This is a genomic window from Chryseobacterium viscerum, from assembly GCF_025949665.1.
Classification (GTDB): Bacteria; Bacteroidota; Bacteroidia; order Flavobacteriales; family Weeksellaceae; genus Chryseobacterium; species Chryseobacterium viscerum_A.
Genome location: NZ_JAPDFT010000001.1, coordinates 454,164 through 472,655 on the forward strand (window position 1 = coordinate 454,164; position 18,492 = coordinate 472,655).

The 18,492-nt window shown below is 34.4% G+C and carries 15 protein-coding genes; all 15 read left to right on the plus strand.

The genetic code is table 11. From position 1 onward, the window contains the following. Positions 1 to 33 precede the first annotated feature (33 nt). The 15 genes from OL225_RS02165 to lhgO all read left to right on the plus strand — a co-directional run bounded on the left by OL225_RS02165 (position 34) and on the right by lhgO (position 18,468). Entirely contained in the window at positions 34 to 723 is a 690-nt protein-coding gene (locus tag OL225_RS02165) for an ABC transporter ATP-binding protein (protein WP_047378789.1), read from the plus strand. Positions 724 to 822: 99 nt separating this feature from the next. Next, complete coding sequence (locus OL225_RS02170; RefSeq protein WP_264517125.1) at positions 823 to 1,179, plus strand: four helix bundle protein; 357 nt, start codon at positions 823 to 825, stop codon at positions 1,177 to 1,179. Positions 1,180 to 1,312: 133 nt separating this feature from the next. Next, entirely contained in the window at positions 1,313 to 2,542 is a 1,230-nt protein-coding gene (locus tag OL225_RS02175; protein ID WP_047378788.1) for an ABC transporter permease, read from the plus strand. Positions 2,543 to 2,622: 80 nt separating this feature from the next. Further along, the gene (locus OL225_RS02180; RefSeq protein ID WP_264517126.1) at positions 2,623 to 3,894 is read left to right on the plus strand and encodes an ABC transporter permease; all 1,272 of its coding nucleotides are present in this window, start codon (positions 2,623 to 2,625) and stop codon (positions 3,892 to 3,894) included. A gap of 106 nt (positions 3,895 to 4,000) precedes the next feature. After that, the gene (locus OL225_RS02185; RefSeq protein ID WP_264517127.1) at positions 4,001 to 5,212 is read left to right on the plus strand and encodes an efflux RND transporter periplasmic adaptor subunit; all 1,212 of its coding nucleotides are present in this window, start codon (positions 4,001 to 4,003) and stop codon (positions 5,210 to 5,212) included. A gap of 120 nt (positions 5,213 to 5,332) precedes the next feature. Beyond that, the gene (locus OL225_RS02190; protein WP_264517128.1) at positions 5,333 to 5,899 is read left to right on the plus strand and encodes a hypothetical protein; all 567 of its coding nucleotides are present in this window, start codon (positions 5,333 to 5,335) and stop codon (positions 5,897 to 5,899) included. A gap of 49 nt (positions 5,900 to 5,948) precedes the next feature. Further along, on the plus strand, positions 5,949 to 7,475 hold the full coding sequence (locus OL225_RS02195; protein WP_264517129.1) for a glycosyltransferase family 39 protein: 1,527 nt from the start codon (positions 5,949 to 5,951) through the stop codon (positions 7,473 to 7,475). Between the two features lie 144 nt (positions 7,476 to 7,619). Then, complete coding sequence (locus OL225_RS02200) at positions 7,620 to 8,525, plus strand: NAD(P)/FAD-dependent oxidoreductase (protein WP_264517130.1); 906 nt, start codon at positions 7,620 to 7,622, stop codon at positions 8,523 to 8,525. A gap of 126 nt (positions 8,526 to 8,651) precedes the next feature. Beyond that, positions 8,652 to 9,917, plus strand: a complete 1,266-nt coding sequence (gene glyA, locus OL225_RS02205) for a serine hydroxymethyltransferase (RefSeq protein WP_047378780.1) — start codon at positions 8,652 to 8,654, stop codon at positions 9,915 to 9,917. A 57-nt stretch (positions 9,918 to 9,974) separates the two neighbouring features. Next, on the plus strand, positions 9,975 to 10,433 hold the full coding sequence (locus tag OL225_RS02210; protein ID WP_081995536.1) for a regulatory protein RecX: 459 nt from the start codon (positions 9,975 to 9,977) through the stop codon (positions 10,431 to 10,433). 357 nt (positions 10,434 to 10,790) lie between these two features. Further along, positions 10,791 to 12,719 (plus strand): polysaccharide biosynthesis protein, encoded by a 1,929-nt coding sequence (locus tag OL225_RS02215; RefSeq protein ID WP_264517131.1) that lies wholly within the window; start codon positions 10,791 to 10,793, stop codon positions 12,717 to 12,719. Between the two features lie 39 nt (positions 12,720 to 12,758). Next, entirely contained in the window at positions 12,759 to 13,583 is an 825-nt protein-coding gene (locus OL225_RS02220; protein WP_264517132.1) for a polysaccharide biosynthesis/export family protein, read from the plus strand. A 5-nt stretch (positions 13,584 to 13,588) separates the two neighbouring features. Next, positions 13,589 to 15,976, plus strand: a complete 2,388-nt coding sequence (locus OL225_RS02225; RefSeq protein ID WP_047378773.1) for a GumC family protein — start codon at positions 13,589 to 13,591, stop codon at positions 15,974 to 15,976. After that, a complete protein-coding gene (locus OL225_RS02230) occupies positions 15,976 to 17,271 on the plus strand; it encodes a nucleotide sugar dehydrogenase (RefSeq protein WP_047378772.1) in 1,296 nt (431 codons plus the stop codon). The genes OL225_RS02225 and OL225_RS02230 overlap by 1 nt, the downstream gene beginning before the upstream one ends. Positions 17,272 to 17,277: 6 nt before the next feature. After that, positions 17,278 to 18,468, plus strand: coding sequence for an L-2-hydroxyglutarate oxidase (lhgO, locus tag OL225_RS02235; RefSeq protein WP_047378771.1), 1,191 nt, complete (start codon positions 17,278 to 17,280; stop codon positions 18,466 to 18,468). Positions 18,469 to 18,492: the final 24 nt, after the last annotated feature.

Consider the following 18,492-nt stretch of genomic DNA (forward strand, 5'->3'; position numbering starts at 1 on the left):
CTACTTATTGGGTATAAAAACATACATCACTTAATGTTAGTAATTCAGGATTTAAATAAGTCATACGATACAGGGAAAAGCAAGCTTCATGTTCTCAAAGGAATTAATCTGAATATTTCTGAAGGGGAGTTTGTTTCTATTATGGGAAGTTCCGGTTCCGGAAAATCTACGCTTCTTAATATTATTGGGATTCTGGACGAAAAAGACTCAGGAACCTATGAATTGGATGGAGTTCCTATTGAACATTTATCTGAAATAAAAGCTGCGGAATACAGAAGCAGGTTTTTAGGATTTATTTTTCAGTCTTTTAATCTTATCAATTATAAAACAGCTTTGGAAAATGTAGCACTTCCTCTGTACTATCAGAATGTACCGAGAAAAGAGCGAAATCAGAAAGCTATGGAATATCTTGAAAAAGTGGGATTGGCACAATGGGCAAACCATCTTCCGAGTGAACTTTCCGGAGGACAGAAACAAAGGGTAGCTATTGCAAGAGCATTGATAACAAATCCAAAAGTGGTGCTTGCAGATGAACCTACCGGCGCGCTGGACTCCAAAACCACTCATGATATTATGAAACTTCTTCAGGATATCAATAATGAGGGGAAAACAATCATTGTTGTAACCCACGAACCGGATGTTGCTGCACAAACGAAAAGAAATGTAATACTGAAAGATGGGGTTATTGAAAGTGATGAGTTTATTAAGCAGATTGTACTATAAGTGAATAGTGAATGGTCAATTTTGCTTCGCAAGTGAATTTTATAATGAGGAGGATAAATAATTTATAACGGACACAAATGAATATGAAAAAAAATAAAAATGTTTTTAAATCTGAATCATTATAAGCTTGATGTTTATCAGTCAGCCCGAAAATTAAGAATAGAATGTTATAAAGTTTTATCTAAAATTCCTGATCATGAAAAGTTTAATATAATTGACCAGATACGAAGAGCTTCTACTTCAGTGGTATTAAATATTACCGAAGGGTGTTCAAGAAAATCTGAACTGGAAAGGAAAAGATATTTTGAAATTGCCAGAGGTTCAGTTATTGAGTTGGATTCTTGTTTTGATATCGTTATAGAATGTAATTATATTAAAATAGAAGAATTAACAAAAATTGAAAATTTAATAAAAACAACATTTATCCTATTAAGTAAAATGTTGAAAAAAGAGTAGAAATGTGAAAATGAACTTTGCTTCGTAATCGAAATAAAATAGGAGAAAAAAATTGACAACAAAGTTAATTGACTTCGAAGAAAATTAAGAGCGAAGCTAATTGACTTTTTTACAAAGTAAAAAAATAAAAACTATGTTTGACCTAGATCGTTGGCAGGAAATATTCAGTTCTATCCGGAGTAATGTACTTCGGACGGTGCTTTCAGGGTTTACAGTAGCTTTGGGACTGTTTATTTTTATTGTACTTTTTGGAATTGGAAAAGGACTTCAGAATGCTTTCTCTGAAGGATTTGCCGGAGACGCTAAGAACCTTATTATTATTTCAACAGGAAAAGCCACTTTAGCTTATAAAGGTTTGCAGTCTGATAGAAATGTTTCAATGAATAACGCAGACTATGATTTTTTGATTAATGCAGATAAGAAAAAAGCGGGTCCTTCAAGTCCTAGGTATAGCGCCAATTTAATGGTGAAATATGGGAAAGAGAGTGGTCTTTATCAGATCAATGGTGCAGAGCCGGGGGAGCAGGTTATTGAAAATAGAAAAGTTATTGATGGTCGTTATCTGACATCTATGGATTTGGCTAGGAAATTAAATGTTGCAGTAATTGGAAGAATGGTTCAGCGGGATTTGATCAAAAATGGAAATCCTATTGGAAAAGAGCTGGATATTAATGGAACGATGTACAAGGTGATTGGAGTCTTTTCAGATGATGGAGGAGACAGGGATGAAAGACATATTACAGTTCCTATTACCACTTTACAGCAGATGAAAAAGGGTTCTGATACGGTGAATATAGCATATATCACATATAATGATAAGTTGACTCCGGATCAGGCCATAAAATACGGTGATGAGTTACAAAATAAATTAAAAGCCAGAAAGAATGTTTCTCCTGATGATGAAAATGGAGTACGTGTCTGGAATAATGCCAAAAACATGAATGATACATTTACGTTTATGGCAGTTCTTACAGCTATTGTAGGATTCATTGGATTAGGGACACTATTGGCCGGAATTATCGGGATCAGTAATATCATGGTGTATATCGTGAAAGAAAGAACCAAAGAAATCGGAGTACGAAAAGCTATTGGGGCAAAACCAAGCGGAATCGTAGGGCTGATTGTTCAGGAAAGTGTTGTAATTACAGTGGTATCCGGACTTATTGGAGTGGGAATAGGTGTTTTGACATTAAGTCTTATTGGTGACAGTCTTGAAGAATTCTTTATCAAAAGCCCAAGTGTAGGCTGGGGAGCCATTATTATGGCATTCATTGCACTGATTTTTTCAGGATTGATTGCTGGATTTGTGCCCGCATACAGAGCTTCAAGAATCAAACCTATTGAAGCATTGAGAACAGAATAATATAAGCTAAAAAGCAAGTCTTTAGTTAAAAGGATGAATGGAATTCATAACTCATAATTTATAACTTATAATTCAAAAAGGTGAATATCATATTTAAAAAAGATACTTGGCAGGAGATCTATTACTCATTGAGGAATAATAAACTCCGAACATTTCTTACCATGATTGGCGTAGGATGGGGGATGTTTTTGTATGTAAGCCTTCTTGGAGCCGCAAAAGGAATGGAAAATGGTTTTGATAAATTATTTTCAGGTTTTGCTACCAATTCAATATTCCTGTGGGCGCAGAAAACATCTATTCCATATGAGGGTTTTCCCAAAGGAAGAGAAGTACATCTGAACTTAGCTGATATGGAAATGCTGAAAAGAAGAGTAACTGCCATAGATTATATCTCGCCGCAAAATGCAAGAGGAAGTTTTACCGGAACACCGGGAGAAGCAATGTCAAGGAATGGGAAAAACGGAACGTATTCGCTTACCGGAGACTACTCTGTAGGAAATAAAATTTCAGAAAAGAAACTGATTTTTGGACGTTATATCAATGATGCTGATGTTTCAGGAAATAAAAATGTAGTGGTTATAGGAGAAGAGATTTATAAAAACTTCTTTGATGCCAAGAAAAAAGAAAATCCAATAGGAAAATCAATCAATATTAAAGGTCTCTTCTTTAATGTCATCGGAGTTTTCCGTGTGAAAAAAGGAGGCGGATTTGAAAATGACCAAACGGCTTTCATTCCACTTTCCACTTATACAAAAATGTATAATGCAGGAGACCAGATTGATATGTTTGCTATTGTAAGCAAGCCTAATGCTGATGTGAATTCCGTAGAAGAAGATGTAAAGCAGGTTTTAAAAACAAAAAATAAAGTTTCACCTGAAGATACCAACGCTTTCGGAAGTTTCAACCTTGGAAAAGAGTTTAAAAAGCTGACCGGTTTCCTTACGGGAATGCAGTTATTAACAATCATTGTTGGTACATTGACGATTCTTGCGGGAGTAATTGCTATTTCGAATATCCTGTTGATTACAGTGAAAGAAAGAACCAAAGAAATCGGGATCAGAAGAGCATTGGGAGCAAAGCCGGCAGAAGTAAGAAATCAGATTTTGCTGGAAAGTGTTGTGATCACGCTCTCCTCGGGATTATTAGGCTTTATGTTTGGAATTTTTGTATTGATGATTCTCAATGCCGTTACACAGGGGCAGGATTCGTTTCCCTTCTATAATCCGACAGTCAACTATGGAAACGTATTTGCAGCAATGGCTGTAATGGTGATTTTAGGATTGGTAATCGGGATGATCCCTGCACAGAGAGCAGTAAAGATCAGACCTATTGAAGCATTAAGAACGGAGTAATTAATTTGAAAATAAAAATAATTTGAAAATTGTGATGATCAGGTCATCAGTATGGCTGATTAGTCTTTAAATCATTCAATCTTTTAATAAAAAATAAACTATACATATGAAAAAGAAATTCACCTGGAAAAAAGCCATTTATATTGTGTTAGGGCTTTTATTTGCAGTGGCATTGTTCTCGGGGCTTGGCTATCTTATAAAATCAAACTCTAAAGAAGGTGAGGCTTTCCTTACCCGTAAACCTACTGTTCAGAATATGGATGATAAGGTAATGGCTACGGGGAAAATTGTTCCAAAAGAAGAAATTGAAATCAAACCCAATATTGCAGGGATTATAGATAAGATCTTAGTAAAAGAAGGAGATAAAGTAGAGGTAGGGCAGCTGATTGCCACGGTAAAAATTGTTCCAAGCATCTCTGAAGTAAATGCTTCTCAGCAGGAAGTTCAGAATGCACAGATTCAGATCAGCAATGCGCAGATGAATGTAGGAAATATGCAGAAGCAGTTTGAAATGCAGGAGAAACTATATAAGCAGGGAGTTGCTTCTAAGCAGGAATATCTGAACTCTCAGCAACAGTTGTTTTCTCAGCAGCAGACTTTGAAAAATGCCCAGCAGCAATTGAATACCGCTCAAAAAAGATTACAGATCGCTAAAACAGGAGCAACTCCTGAACTTAAAGGACAAGGCCTGGCAACTACAGAAATCCGTTCCAAAGCCTCAGGTACTGTACTTGAAGTTCCTGTAAAAGCAGGAAGTCAGGTGATTGAAGCCAATAACTTTAATGCCGGAACTACAATCTGTTCAGTGGCGGATTTGAACGTCTTGATTTTTAAAGGTGAAATCGATGAAGCACAAGCCGGAAAGCTAAGTGAAGGTATGGATATGAACATCGTGATCGGGGCATTACAAAACAAAACATTCCCTGGGAAACTTACTATGATCGCGCCTAAAGGAAAGGACAATGCAGGAACTATTAAATTTCCGGTAGAAGGAAACGTAACTAATCCTAATAATGAGTATATTAGAGCAGGTTTTTCTGCAAACGGTGAAATTGTTTTGAGTTCTCAGAAAAATGCATTATTATTGGATGAATCTTTAGTCCAGTATGAAAAAAAGCAAGGTAAAGATGTTCCTTTTGTAGAAGTGAAACAAAAAGATGGGAAATTCAAAAAAGTATATGTGAAACTTGGAGCAAGCGACGGTATCAACGTTCAGATTCTTCCGGGATCAAATATTACAAAAGACACTGAGGTGAAAGTTTGGAACCCGTCTGATAAAGACAAAGAAGAGCTGAAAGAAAAAGCGAATAAAAAATAATAAACTACACTATACACTTTTAAACTGTAATCCTGGAGGAATTTTTTTCTCCGGGATTTTTTTATATAAAATCTTTACAAGAGTAAATTCCTATATTTGAATTAGATAAATCCATGAAAAATGTGTCGATACGCTCGGAAAACTTATAAATCACATTATGTCTGTTTTAAATGCCGAAAATCATTTAAACAGCCGGATACTTATGACATTATAAGAAGGATCGAAAAAGAAAAAGTTTACTATGAACCTGGTGGGAAAATATTTCGCAAAGTAGGATATATTTTCACAAAAGATGAGACAAAAGAACTGAAAAAAATTGTTTCAAAACTTGAAAACAGGACTATAAAATGCCCGGAATGCGCCAGTGTGATGGCTGATCTGGGAAAAGATTTCAAAGCGCCTAAAAAAACAGCAGTCAAAGAATGGAAGATTGTAGAAAGCCTTTTTAAAACAGGAAAATGTTTTCATTCCTGCGGTTGTGATGGAATAGGATATATTCCCAAAAATCCCAAAGATTATGAAGTATACCTGAATACTATATTGAAAACGTATCAGGAATATCTGGCTGCCTGTCAGAATGCTCCCTTACAAGAATGTCCTGAGAAGACTGAAGAAATTAAGTATTGGTCCGGCAATATTCAGAAGATAAAAACTGAAATCATAGATAATAAGTTTGAAATCATGTAACAAAAGAAAGAGTTATACTGTCTTACCTTTAAATTCCAAACTATATCCCATGAAAAAAGACTATTGGATTCTGCTTCTTTTTGTCATTGCAAAGTTTGCCCTTCAATACTCGTTAATAAGTCCTGAGTATGAACTCCACCGGGATGAATATCTGCATCTCGATCAGGCGAATCATCTGGCTTGGGGATATCTTTCAGTTCCTCCCGTCAATTCATGGATTGCCTGGATAATTAAAATGTTAGGAAATTCCATATTTTGGGTTAAATTTTTCCCTGCTTTATTTGGAGCACTGACGATAGTGCTGGTGTGGAAAATTGTTGAAGAACTTAATGGAAGCCTCTTTGCCAAAATACTTGCTTCCTTAGGCATTCTGTTTTCAGTGCTCCTCCGGATAAATATGCTGTTTCAGCCTAACTCTTTAGAAATTTTTCTGTGGTTGTTCCTTTATTATGCTTTGATTAAATATTTTAATTCAGAAAAAGTAAAATGGATATACATTGGAGCTGTCATTTTCGGAATAGGAATATTAAATAAATACAATATTGCTTTTTCATTATTGGGGCTTATTCCTGCATTATTGCTCACAGAGCAAAGAAAAATTTTTATGCAGTCTCATGTATATTGGGCTGCTCTTTTGGCTTTGATGATTATTTTTCCCAATCTTCTCTGGCAGTATCAGAATCAGTTTCCGGTCATTCATCATATGAAAGAACTTTCTGAAACACAGCTTGTAAATGTAGACCGAATGGATTTTATGAAATCTCAGATCCTCTTTTTCATAGGAGTTATCTTTGTGATTATTGCGGGCTGGGGAGCATTATTGCTGTACAAACCTTTTGAGAAATTCAGATTTTTCTTCTGGAGTTATATCATTACAATTACTCTGTTTTTGTTTTTTAAAGCAAAAGACTATTACGCAATAGGACTTTATCCAGTGTATATTGCTTTTGGTTCCGTTTTTCTTGGTCATTTATTTGAAAAAGGCTGGAAGAGGTTTTTGAAGCCCATCAGTATTCTCATTCCCATACTTTTATTTCTTCCTTTATATAATGTAGCCTTTCCGAATAAAAGTCCTCAATATATTGAATCCCATCAGGATCAATACAAAAAATTCGGGCTGCTTCGGTGGGAGGATGGAAAAGATCATCCGTTACCTCAGGATTTTGCAGATATGCAGGGCTGGAAAGAATTGGCTCAAAAAGTAGATAAAGAATATTCACGACTGTCAAAGTCAGGAAATACTATGGTTCTGTGTGATAATTATGGGCAGACCGGAGCTATTAATTACTATTCAAAAATGGGTGTAAAAGCAATGTCATTTCATGCAGATTATATCAATTGGATAGATTTAAGCAAAAAATATAAAAATGTTATCAGGGTCAAAGATGCTCCGGAAGCAGGGAAAGAACTTAAAGAATCCGGTTCTTTTTTTGAATTTGCAAAATTATATGATTCTATTACCAATCCATACGCAAGAGAAAGAGGAACCGCAATTTTCAGTTTGCAGGGAGCAAAAATAGATGTTAATAAAAGAATTCAGGACGAAATTATTGAAGTTAAAAATGAATGGAAATAGTTTTCAATAAAGTTGGAAATGATGATTTGTAGACAAGATAAAGTTAATAGACAAATATTATCGCAACCTTATTGCATTAGTTGGTTTTAGGCTATCTTTGCACTATCAACTATCAACTATCAACTATCAACTATCAACTGAACTATGGAAAACAAAAACTTTGATGTCATTATAATAGGAGGAAGCTATTCAGGATTATCAGCAGGCATGTCATTAGGAAGATCTTTAAGAAATGTCCTTATTATAGATAACGGAAAACCTTGTAACAGGCAGACTCCTCATTCCCATAATTTTGTTACTCATGACGGCAAAACACCGGCAGAAATTGCAAGGCTGGCAAAAGAAGATGTAGAAAAATATAATACTGTCCGGTTTTATAGCGGAACAGTTGTAAAAACAGTAAAAACAACCGGAGGTTTCGAGATTGAAATTTCATCTGGTGAAAAATTCTATGCTAAAAAACTCATCCTTGCTTCCGGAGTAAAGGATATGATGCCGGATATTCCAGGATTTGCAGAGTGCTGGGGGATTTCTGTTATACATTGTCCATACTGTCATGGCTATGAAGTGAAAAATGAGAGTACCGGAATTCTTTCCAATGGAGATATGGCTTACGAATTTTCAAAACTGATTTTTAATCTGACTAAAAATCTTACCCTGTTTACCAATGGAAAAGCTGTTCTTACTGATGAACAGATTGAAAAACTAAAGCAGAATAAAATCATTCTTAATGAAGATAAGATTGAAGAGATCAAACATGAAAATGGATCTATTCAAAAAATTATTTTCAAAAATGGGAATGAAGTTCCTTTACAGGCTTTATATGCTAAAATTCCTTTTGAACAAAATCTCAATGTATCCGATGATCTGGGATGTGAACTGACAGAACAGGGATTTATTAAAGTAGACATGATGCAGAAAACAAACGTTCCCGGAGTTTTTGCCTGTGGAGACAATGTAACGATGATGCGTTCTGTAGCCAATGCAATAGCACAGGGGAATTTTGCTGGTGCTGTAGTAAATAAAGAACTTGTGGATGAAGAATTTTAAAAGCTTTTTTGAGAAATAAAACGTCTGTTTTTTCATTTTTTAGTGTTTAAAATCATTTTTTCAATAGAGAAATCTCAATGAAAATTCCGTACATTTGGGGTGGAAATTTCAAAAACTAAAAGTAAAATGGATATTATTTTCGACCTGATTGAAAAGGAAAGACAAAGACAAACTCATGGATTAGAGCTTATCGCATCAGAAAATTTTGTTTCTGAAAACGTGATGAAAGCAATGGGAAGTGTACTGACAAATAAATATGCTGAAGGATATCCCGGAAAAAGATATTACGGAGGATGTGAAGTTGTAGATGAGGTTGAAACATTGGCTATCAACAGAGCAAAAGAACTTTTCGGAGTAGACTATGTGAATGTTCAGCCACATTCCGGTTCTCAGGCGAATGCAGCCATTTATCTTGCAGTTTTGAAACCTGGTGATAAAATCATGGGAATGGATCTTTCCATGGGAGGACACCTTACCCACGGTTCTGCAGTGAATTTTTCTGGTATCCAGTATAATGTGGTTTCTTACGGAGTTCAGCAGGAAACAGGTCTTATTGATTATGATCAAATGAGAGAAGTAGCCTTGAGAGAAAAACCAAAAATGCTTATTGCTGGTTTCTCTGCGTATTCAAGAGATTTAGATTATGCTAAATTCAGAGAAGTGGCGGACGAAGTTGGGGCAACACTTTGGGCAGATATCGCTCACCCGGCTGGTTTAGTAGCAAAAGGATTATTAAACTCACCATTTGAACACTGTCATGTAGTAACTACCACTACTCACAAAACCCTAAGAGGGCCAAGAGGAGGGATGATCATGATGGGGAAAGATTTTGAAAATACATATGGCCACAAAACTCCAAAAGGAGAAATCAAAATGATGAGCCAGGTATTAGACGGAGCTGTATTCCCTGGTATTCAGGGAGGGCCGCTTGAGCATGTGATTGCTGGTAAAGCAGTAGCTTTCGGTGAAGCTTTGGACGGACAGTTCGAAACATACGCAAAACAAGTTAAATCCAATGCTCAGGCGCTATCAAAAGCTATGATCGACAGAGGATTTGATATCGTAAGCGGAGGTACAGATAACCACTTAATGCTGGTAGATCTTAGAAATAAAGGAGTGAATGGTAAAGAAACAGAAAAAGCATTAGTGCTTGCTGATATTACCTGTAACAAAAATATGGTTCCTTTTGATGATAAATCTCCATTTACAACATCTGGTATCAGATTAGGAACGGCAGCAATTACAACAAGAGGATTGAAAGAAAATGATATGGATACTATTGCAGGATTGATTTCTGAAGTGGTAGACAATATTAAAAATGAAGAAGTTCTTACATCCGTAAGAAAGAAAGTTAACGAATTAATGGAAGGAAAAGCTTTGTTTAATTACTAGCAGGCATTTCAATATCATATAAAGAATGGGCAAACTGCTCATTCTTTTTTTATTCAAATGGAAAAGAAATCTTATACTTTTGAGGAAATCAAACAGAAACTGGTCAATTACTGTGTTTACCAGGACCGCTGCCATGCAGAAGTGGAACAGAAGATGAGAGAGTTTCTGCTTATTGATGAGGCCAAAGAAGAAATTATTTTATATCTCCTGAAAGAAAACTATCTGAATGAAGAAAGGTTTACACGAAGCTATATCAGAGGTAAATTCTACATCAAACACTGGGGAAAGACCAAAATAAAAATGAATCTGAAGCAAAAACAGATTTCAGAAAGATTGATCAATTCATGCTTTGATGAGATAGATGATTCTGATTATGAAAAGACTATCAGAAAAATTTTTGAAGGGTATTATTCTAAACAAAATGGTTTGAAAGAATATCAAAAAAAAACCAAAACTATAAAATATTTGATGAGTAAAGGTTTTGAATATGAGAAAATAATTGATATTTTTGAATAATATATTAATGAATTTAAAAAAACTTGAAATATGACTTTTTACCAAAAAACAATCAATTCATTGAAAGAGGTTGATACATAAAGATTTAATAATTATTTCAAAGATAAAACAGCTGGAATAAAGAATTTTTATAGATAAATATCGCCTTTATAAGACTTTATATGGTATGATTTTTGTCTGTGAGTTTAGCTGTATCGTAATGAAATTATTAGATTTCATAAATATAACATCAAATTTATTTTTGATTTCAACATATTGAAATAAATTTATTTTATTTTTGCATGATTGTATCGGAATTATCTTTGATCAGATGATCAGATATTACACCTTAATTAAATATGAAGACCAATATAGACAATGTACGATTCTCTTAGAAAAACAATATTTGGAGGGGATAATGTTGTCAATCTCTCAGACGTAAGATATCTTCCTAGATGGATAATTCTTGTAATAGACATTATTATTCTGGTTATATCTTTATTTCTTTCCACTTACATTATCGAAAAAATTACCAAGCAGGAGTTTATATACCATGAAGATAAAAGCTTAATCTTTGCTTTTATTATTCTGGTAAATACTGTTTTCATGTATCTCTTTAAGACTTATGCCGGAATTATTCGCCATTCAACATTTATAGATTTATTTAAACTTCTGATATCCTGCTTCTGCACAATGCTGGCTATTGGAACAATCAATATTCTTTATTTCTGGACTACAGGAGCTAAGTTTATACTTACTCCTTATCTGATGCTTTATTTTGTAATTTCATTTATGGGATTATTCCTTTTCAGATTATATGTGAAAGAGTTTTTCCATATTGTAAGGGAATACAGAAGAAGTGCATTGAAAAAAAGAATTTTGGTGTTGGGAATTGATGAACAATCAATTGCAATTGCACGTGCTATTCTGGATAATCCGAGCCTGCCTTATCAGGTAGTAGGCTTTTTAACTCAAAGAACAGATTCTAAAAGGGCATCTCTACTAGGAAAGCCTATCTACGGAAAACAAAAAATAGAAGAAAACACGAAAGAAGATCTTATTATTGATGGAATTCTCATTGTGAAAGAGATGATGGCCAGAGATGAGATGAATACGTGGGTGAATTTATTTTTAGAGAAAGATCTTAATGTCTTCAAAGCACCGTCAGTACAAAAACTGAGAGACAGTGATTTAGGAGGATCTATCAGAAATCTTCAGATTGAAGACTTGTTAAATAGAAAACCTATCAAAATTCAGAACGAAAAAGTCAAGAGCAGGCATTTTGATAGAACAGTATTAGTAACTGGAGGAGCTGGATCTATAGGAAGTGAAATTGTAAGACAGGTTGCTAACTTTAATCCTTCTTTAATTGTAGTTCTGGATCAGGCAGAAACTCCTCTTTATGAAATTGAACTCGAAATGAGAGACAAGTTTCCTCATATTGCTTTCAAATTTGTTTTAGGAGATGTTTCTAATCATCACAGAATGGAATCTTTGTTCCAAACATATAACTTCTCAATGGTGTATCATGCTGCTGCTTATAAGCATGTACCTTTGGTAGAAGAAAATCCACATGAAGCAATTTTTGTTAATATATTAGGTTCAAAGATTGTTGCAAAATTATCCAGCAAGTATAAAGTAAACAGGTTCGTAATGGTATCTACAGATAAAGCTGTAAATCCCACCAATGTTATGGGGGCTTCAAAACGAGCTGCTGAGCTTTTTGTACAGTCGCTTCAAAATGTAGAAGGTAATGTTACCAAGTTTATTACTACAAGATTTGGAAACGTATTAGGATCCAACGGTTCAGTGATTCCTCATTTTAAAAAACAGATTGAAGCAGGAGGTCCGGTAACCATCACTCATCCGGAAATTGTAAGATACTTCATGACTATTCCGGAGGCATGTGAATTGGTACTTCAGGCTGGAACAATGGGAGAAGGGGGTGAAATTTTTGTCTTTGATATGGGTGAACCTGTGAAAATTCTTGATCTTGCGAAAAGAATGATCAAATTATCAGGATTTGAACCTAATATTGATATTAAGATTATTTATACAGGGTTAAGACCCGGGGAAAAGCTTTATGAAGAGCTTTTGAGTGATGATGCTAAAACACTTCCTACTCATAATGACAAAATTATGATTTCTAAAGACCCTTCTACGGGATTTGAAGAAATAGATACACTTACCACACAAATTACTAAAGCTTCCCTTAGAAGAGATAAAGTGGAAGTAGTAAGAATTCTTAAAACAATAGTGCCGGAATTCCGAAGCAATAATTCAATCTATGAGGCCTTAGATAAATAGGAAAAAAATAAATGTATATTTGTACAATTTAACAATATAATGAAAGGAAAAATATTAGCAGTAATTTTGGTGTCTTCTTTAGTGGTTTCCTGTAAAGTCAATCCCAATGCTAAGAATGATTTAAATTATATGCAGAATATAGAACAGGTTGCAATCAATGCCTCTGCTAAAAATTCAGCAAATACAATCCAAGCAGGTGATCAGCTGATTATTTTGATCACGGCTAAGGATATGGATGTTGTAAAGCCTTTTAATCAGAATTATTCTTCATCAGAACTTATCCAGACAAATGCTATAGCAGGAGGAAATACTCCTAATCAAGGGGCAACAATACTGTCAGGTCCAACATATATTGTAGATGCCAATGGAGACATTGATTTTCCAATATTGGGAAAACTGAATACATCGAATAAAAGCTTGACAGCTTTTAAAGATGATGTAAGGGAAAAAATGACAAAATATGTTATTAATCCAACAGTTAATGTGAGACTCTCGAATTTTAAGGTTACTGTATTAGGAGAAGTAAATAGACAAGGTGACTATACTATTGCAAATGGGCAGGCAACTATTTTAAATGCTTTAGGGCTAGCTGGCGATTTAACTCAATATGGAAAAAGAGAAGATATATTGGTTGTCAGAACAGAAAATGGGGTTGTTTCTCACGGCCGTATTAATCTTCAGGATGCTAATTTAATTAATTCTCCATATTATAACCTGAAGCAAGGAGATGCTATTATTGTTTCTTCAAACAATACAAAAGATGTTATAGCAAAACAGAATCCTAACACTGGACTTTATCTGACCGCCATTTCTATTGCGGTTACAGCAGTTGCCGTAGTAGTAAGTTTATTTAATAAGAAATAAAATTGATGGATAACCAGCGAACGTCACAATTTTCAGAAGAAGAAAAAAATTCAAGCAAAATTAATTTTAGTGAAATAATCAAACCATATTTAAGGAGATGGCCATGGTTTATTTTTTGTGCTATGATAGCTTTAACTATAGGCTATTTTGCAATAAAATTTATGACTCCGGTCTATTATGTAGAAACAACCTTACTTATTAAAGATTCTAAAAATTCTTCTTCAAATAATGATTTAGGGGTTCTTTCTGATTTATCAGGATTGGGAGGAATGAAAACTAATAGTATTTCCAATGAGATTGAAGTCCTGAAATCAAAAAAACTGATGAGGGATGTAGTGATCAATAAAAATCTTCAGACCAATATCATTGTTAAAGGAAAAGTAAGTCGTGCTGAGCTTTATAAAGAATCTTCTCCTATTGAAGTAAAAGTTGTAAATGAAAAAGTATTTAAAAGTGCTAATAACCTGATTAATGTAGAATTAAAAGGAGAAGAAATTTCAATACATTATGAAGGACTAAAAAAAGATATTGTTTCTGGCTATGGAAGAATGATAAGTCTTCCTTTTGCTAATATTATCATTACTAAAAATACAGGATATAACCCTAAAGCCTCACCAACTGTTGATAAAAAGAACTTAGAATTAATCATATCATCAGTGGAAGCAAAGGTTAATTCGTTAAGAGGAGCTCTTAGTGTAAATTTAGCAAACAAAGAAGCTACTGTTCTTAAACTTTCAATGAATTACCCTGTAATTTCAAAAGCAGAAGACATTCTTAATTCATTAGTTGTTGCTTATAATAATGATGCTATCCTGGATAAAAACCAAGAGTCTAAAAAGACATTGGATTTTATTGAAGACAGGGTAAGAAAACTTTCAGTAGAACTAGGACAGGTTGAGAATGAAAAAGAAAGTTTTAAATCAAAAAATAACCTTACCGATCTTGAAACGGAAGCTAAAATAGATCTTGAAAGTTCGGCGACGGCTCGTGGTAAGCAGCTGGAACTTGATGCTCAAATAGAATTGACAAACTCATTGCTTTCTTTCATGTCGAAGCAAGGACAATACCAGGTTTTACCAATCAATATTGGATTAAATAATCCAGAGGCTGTTTCAGGGATTACATCCTATAACCAATTAATACTACAAAGAGCAAGATTGCTGGAATCTGCAACTCCAGAAAACCCTATAGTTGTTGAGACCAGTAAACAGATAAATGCAATGCGTGGTTCAGTTGTTCAAACTCTGCAAAGAAATAAGACAGGATTAGAACTTGCCAGAAATGAATATGTAGGAGAGCAAAATAAAGTAACTGGGAAAATCGCGAGAATTCCTTCTATGGAAAAAATATTTAGGGGAATAGAAAGACAACAGCAAATTAAAGAAAATTTATACTTACTATTATTACAAAAAAGAGAAGAAACTGCTGTTGCACAGTCTATTACAGCACCGAAGGCGAGGGTGATTGATGAGGCTTATGCTTTTGCAAATCCTATTGCACCAAAGACTCAGGCTATCTTATTTGCTTCACTATTTCTAGGATTGTTAGTTCCTTTTATTATTATTTATATGTTACAATTATTTAATAATAAAGTGATTACTAAACATGATCTTGAAAAGCTTGTACATGCTCCTATTATTGCAGAATTACCAAGCCTTGAAAGTGGAGATTCTGAAATAGTAAAAATGAATGATATTACTCCTATGGCGGAAGCATTTAGAATTCTTATTACCAATATGAATTTTATGCTTTCAAAAGAGAAAAAAGGGAAAGTTGTATTTGTCACTTCAACAGTAAAAGGAGAAGGAAAAACCTTTACTTCTGTCAATTTAGCTTTAACATTGGCTAATCCTAAGAAAAAAGCAATTATCATAGGATCCGATATCAGAAATCCTCAACTTCAAAGATATAATCCTGCAAGAAAAGGACTTACCGGACTTACAGAATATCTTTATAATGACGATACTAAACTTGAGGATATCGTTCATGTATCATCTTTTAATCCTTACCTGGATGTAATTTATTCAGGAATGATTCCTCCGAACCCAACAGAATTATTATCCAACGGTCGTTATGAAATCCTTCTAAGCGAATTGAAAGATAAATATGAATATATTATCTTAGATACTGCACCATTGCTTCTTGTTACAGACACATTCCTTATTGCTGAACTTTCTGATGTCACAATTTATGTATCCAGATCTAAATACACTGAAAAGGCATTACTAGAATTTGCAAATAGCAATATCGATCAGAAAAAAATCAAAAATGTTGGATTCGTACTTAATGATGTAAGCAGAGAAAATTTAGGATATAGCAATAAATATGGTTATGGTTATAACCAGCATACAGAACACTCTTGGTTTCAAAAAATAAAAAATAAACTTAGTTAATGACAACAACATATAAAATAGCGGTTATAGGCCAAGGTTATGTAGGTCTTCCCTTATCTCTTGAATTTGCAGATCACTATCCTGTCTTTGGATTTGATATTAATACACAGCGTGTTGATCAGCTTAATGAGGGAAAGGATATAACGCTTGAAGCAGATGTTGATAAATTAAATAACGGACTGAAAAAATATAATGAATCTAATGGCTCCTTAGGCTATAAAGCAACAAGCCAGTTATCTGATATTTCTGAAGCTAATGTATTCATTGTAACAGTTCCTACTCCTATTGATAAATATAACGCTCCGGATCTGAATCCATTGATTTCTGCCTCAAAAATGTTGGGAGAAATTATCAAAAAAGGAGATATCATTATTTATGAATCTACCGTTTTTCCTGGATGTACAGAAGAAGAATGTGTACCTGTTCTTGAAAAATATTCGGGGCTTCAGTTTAATGAAGACTTTTTTGTAGGATACTCTCCGGAAAGAATTAATCCGGGAGATAAAATAAATACTCTTACCAGTGTTAAAAAAGTAACTTCAGGCTCTACGGAAGAAATTGCCGAAGAAGTAGATAGCCTATATAAGAAAATTATTACAGCTGGAACTCATAAAGCACCCAGCATTAAAGTAGCAGAAGCCTCAAAAGCTATTGAAAATGCACAAAGAGATGTTAATATTTCTTTTGTAAACGAATTAGCTTTAATTTTTGATAGAGTAGGAATCGATACCAATGATGTACTGGAAGCTGCCGGTACAAAATATAACTTTCTTAAATATAAACCAGGATTAGTAGGAGGACATTGTATCTCCGTAGATCCTTATTACCTTGCACACAAGGCAGAGCAGTTAGGATACCATCCGGATGTTATTTTATCAGGAAGACGTGTAAATGATTCTATTGCAAAGTTCGTTGCAGCTAAAGTAGTAAAGCTTCTTATTGCAAAAGGTGGAGTGATCAAAAATTCTAATGCCTTAATTTTAGGAGTTACATTCAAAGAAAACTGCCCGGATGTCAGAAATACTAAAGTTGTTGATATTTATAGAGAACTTGCTGATTACGGAGTAAATGTAGATATTTACGATCCATGGGCTAGCAAAGAGGAAGTAAAACATGAATATGGAATTGATATTCTGGATGCGCTTCAGGAAGGGAAAAAGTATGATTCTTTAGTGATTGCGGTATCTCATAATGAGTTCCTGGAAATGGATCTGGATCAGCTTAAAAAAGAAAATGCTGTGGTTTTTGATACCAAAGCATGTTTAGACAGAAATCTGGTTGATGCAAGACTGTAACAGATCATGAACTATGATATTATAATCATTGGTGCAGGTTTGGTAGGATTGGCTACGGCCTATCAGACTAAACTGAAAAATCCTGATTCTAAAATTTTAATTTTGGAAAAAGAAAACGATGTGGCATTGCACCAATCGGGACATAACAGTGGAGTAATCCATAGTGGGATTTATTATAAACCAGGCAGCCTTAAAGCAAAAAACTGTATCGAAGGTTATAACTCAGTAATTAATTTTGCCGAGAAATACGGAATAAGATATGACCTTTGCGGCAAAATAATCGTAGCTACTTCACAGGAAGAATTACCTCTCTTGGATAATATTTATAAAAGAGGAGTTGAAAACGGCTTACAGAATTTAAAATACCTTTCAAGAGAAGAATTCCGTGAAATAGAACCCCATTGTGAGGGCGTAAAAGCAATCAAAGTTCCACAGACCGGAATTATTGACTATCCGGGAATAGCCAAAAAAATAAAAGAACTTTTTGAAGAATCAGGAGGAGAAGTAAAATTTAATAGTGAAGTAAAAAACATTATTGATAAAGGATCTGAAATTATTGTAAAGACCAATATCTCCGAATTTAAAACCAAAAAGCTTATTTCCTGCGCAGGACTCTATTCTGATAAGATCACCAAAATGACCAACGAAAAAAACGATGTGGTCATTATTCCTTTTAGAGGAGAATATTATAAAATTAAGGATGAAAAAAAATATTTGGTAAAACATCTTATTTATCCGGTTCCTGACCCTAGTTTTCCGTTCCTTGGAGTACATTTTACCAGAATGATTGATGGTAATATAGAAGCTGGCCCCAATGCGGTGCTGGCCTTCAAAAAGGAAGGATACCATTTTTTTGATTTCAATTTCAACGAAACAATGCAGACCATGCTGTGGCCTGGATTTAGAAAAATTGTAGCGAAATATGGAAAAACAGGAATGGGGGAAATGCATCGTTCACTTTCCAAATCCGCGTTTACAAAAGCCCTGCAAAAACTTTTACCGGAAATACAGGAAAATGATCTTGTAGCAGGAGGTTCAGGGGTAAGAGCTCAGGCTTGTGACAGAAACGGAGGATTGATTGATGATTTTGATATCGTGAAAAACGGAAACATCATTCACGTTAGAAATGCACCCTCTCCGGCAGCCACTTCCTGCCTTTCTATAGGAAACAAAATCAGTGAGCTTATCGTGAATTAAAATATGCACCTCTACGTGCACTCA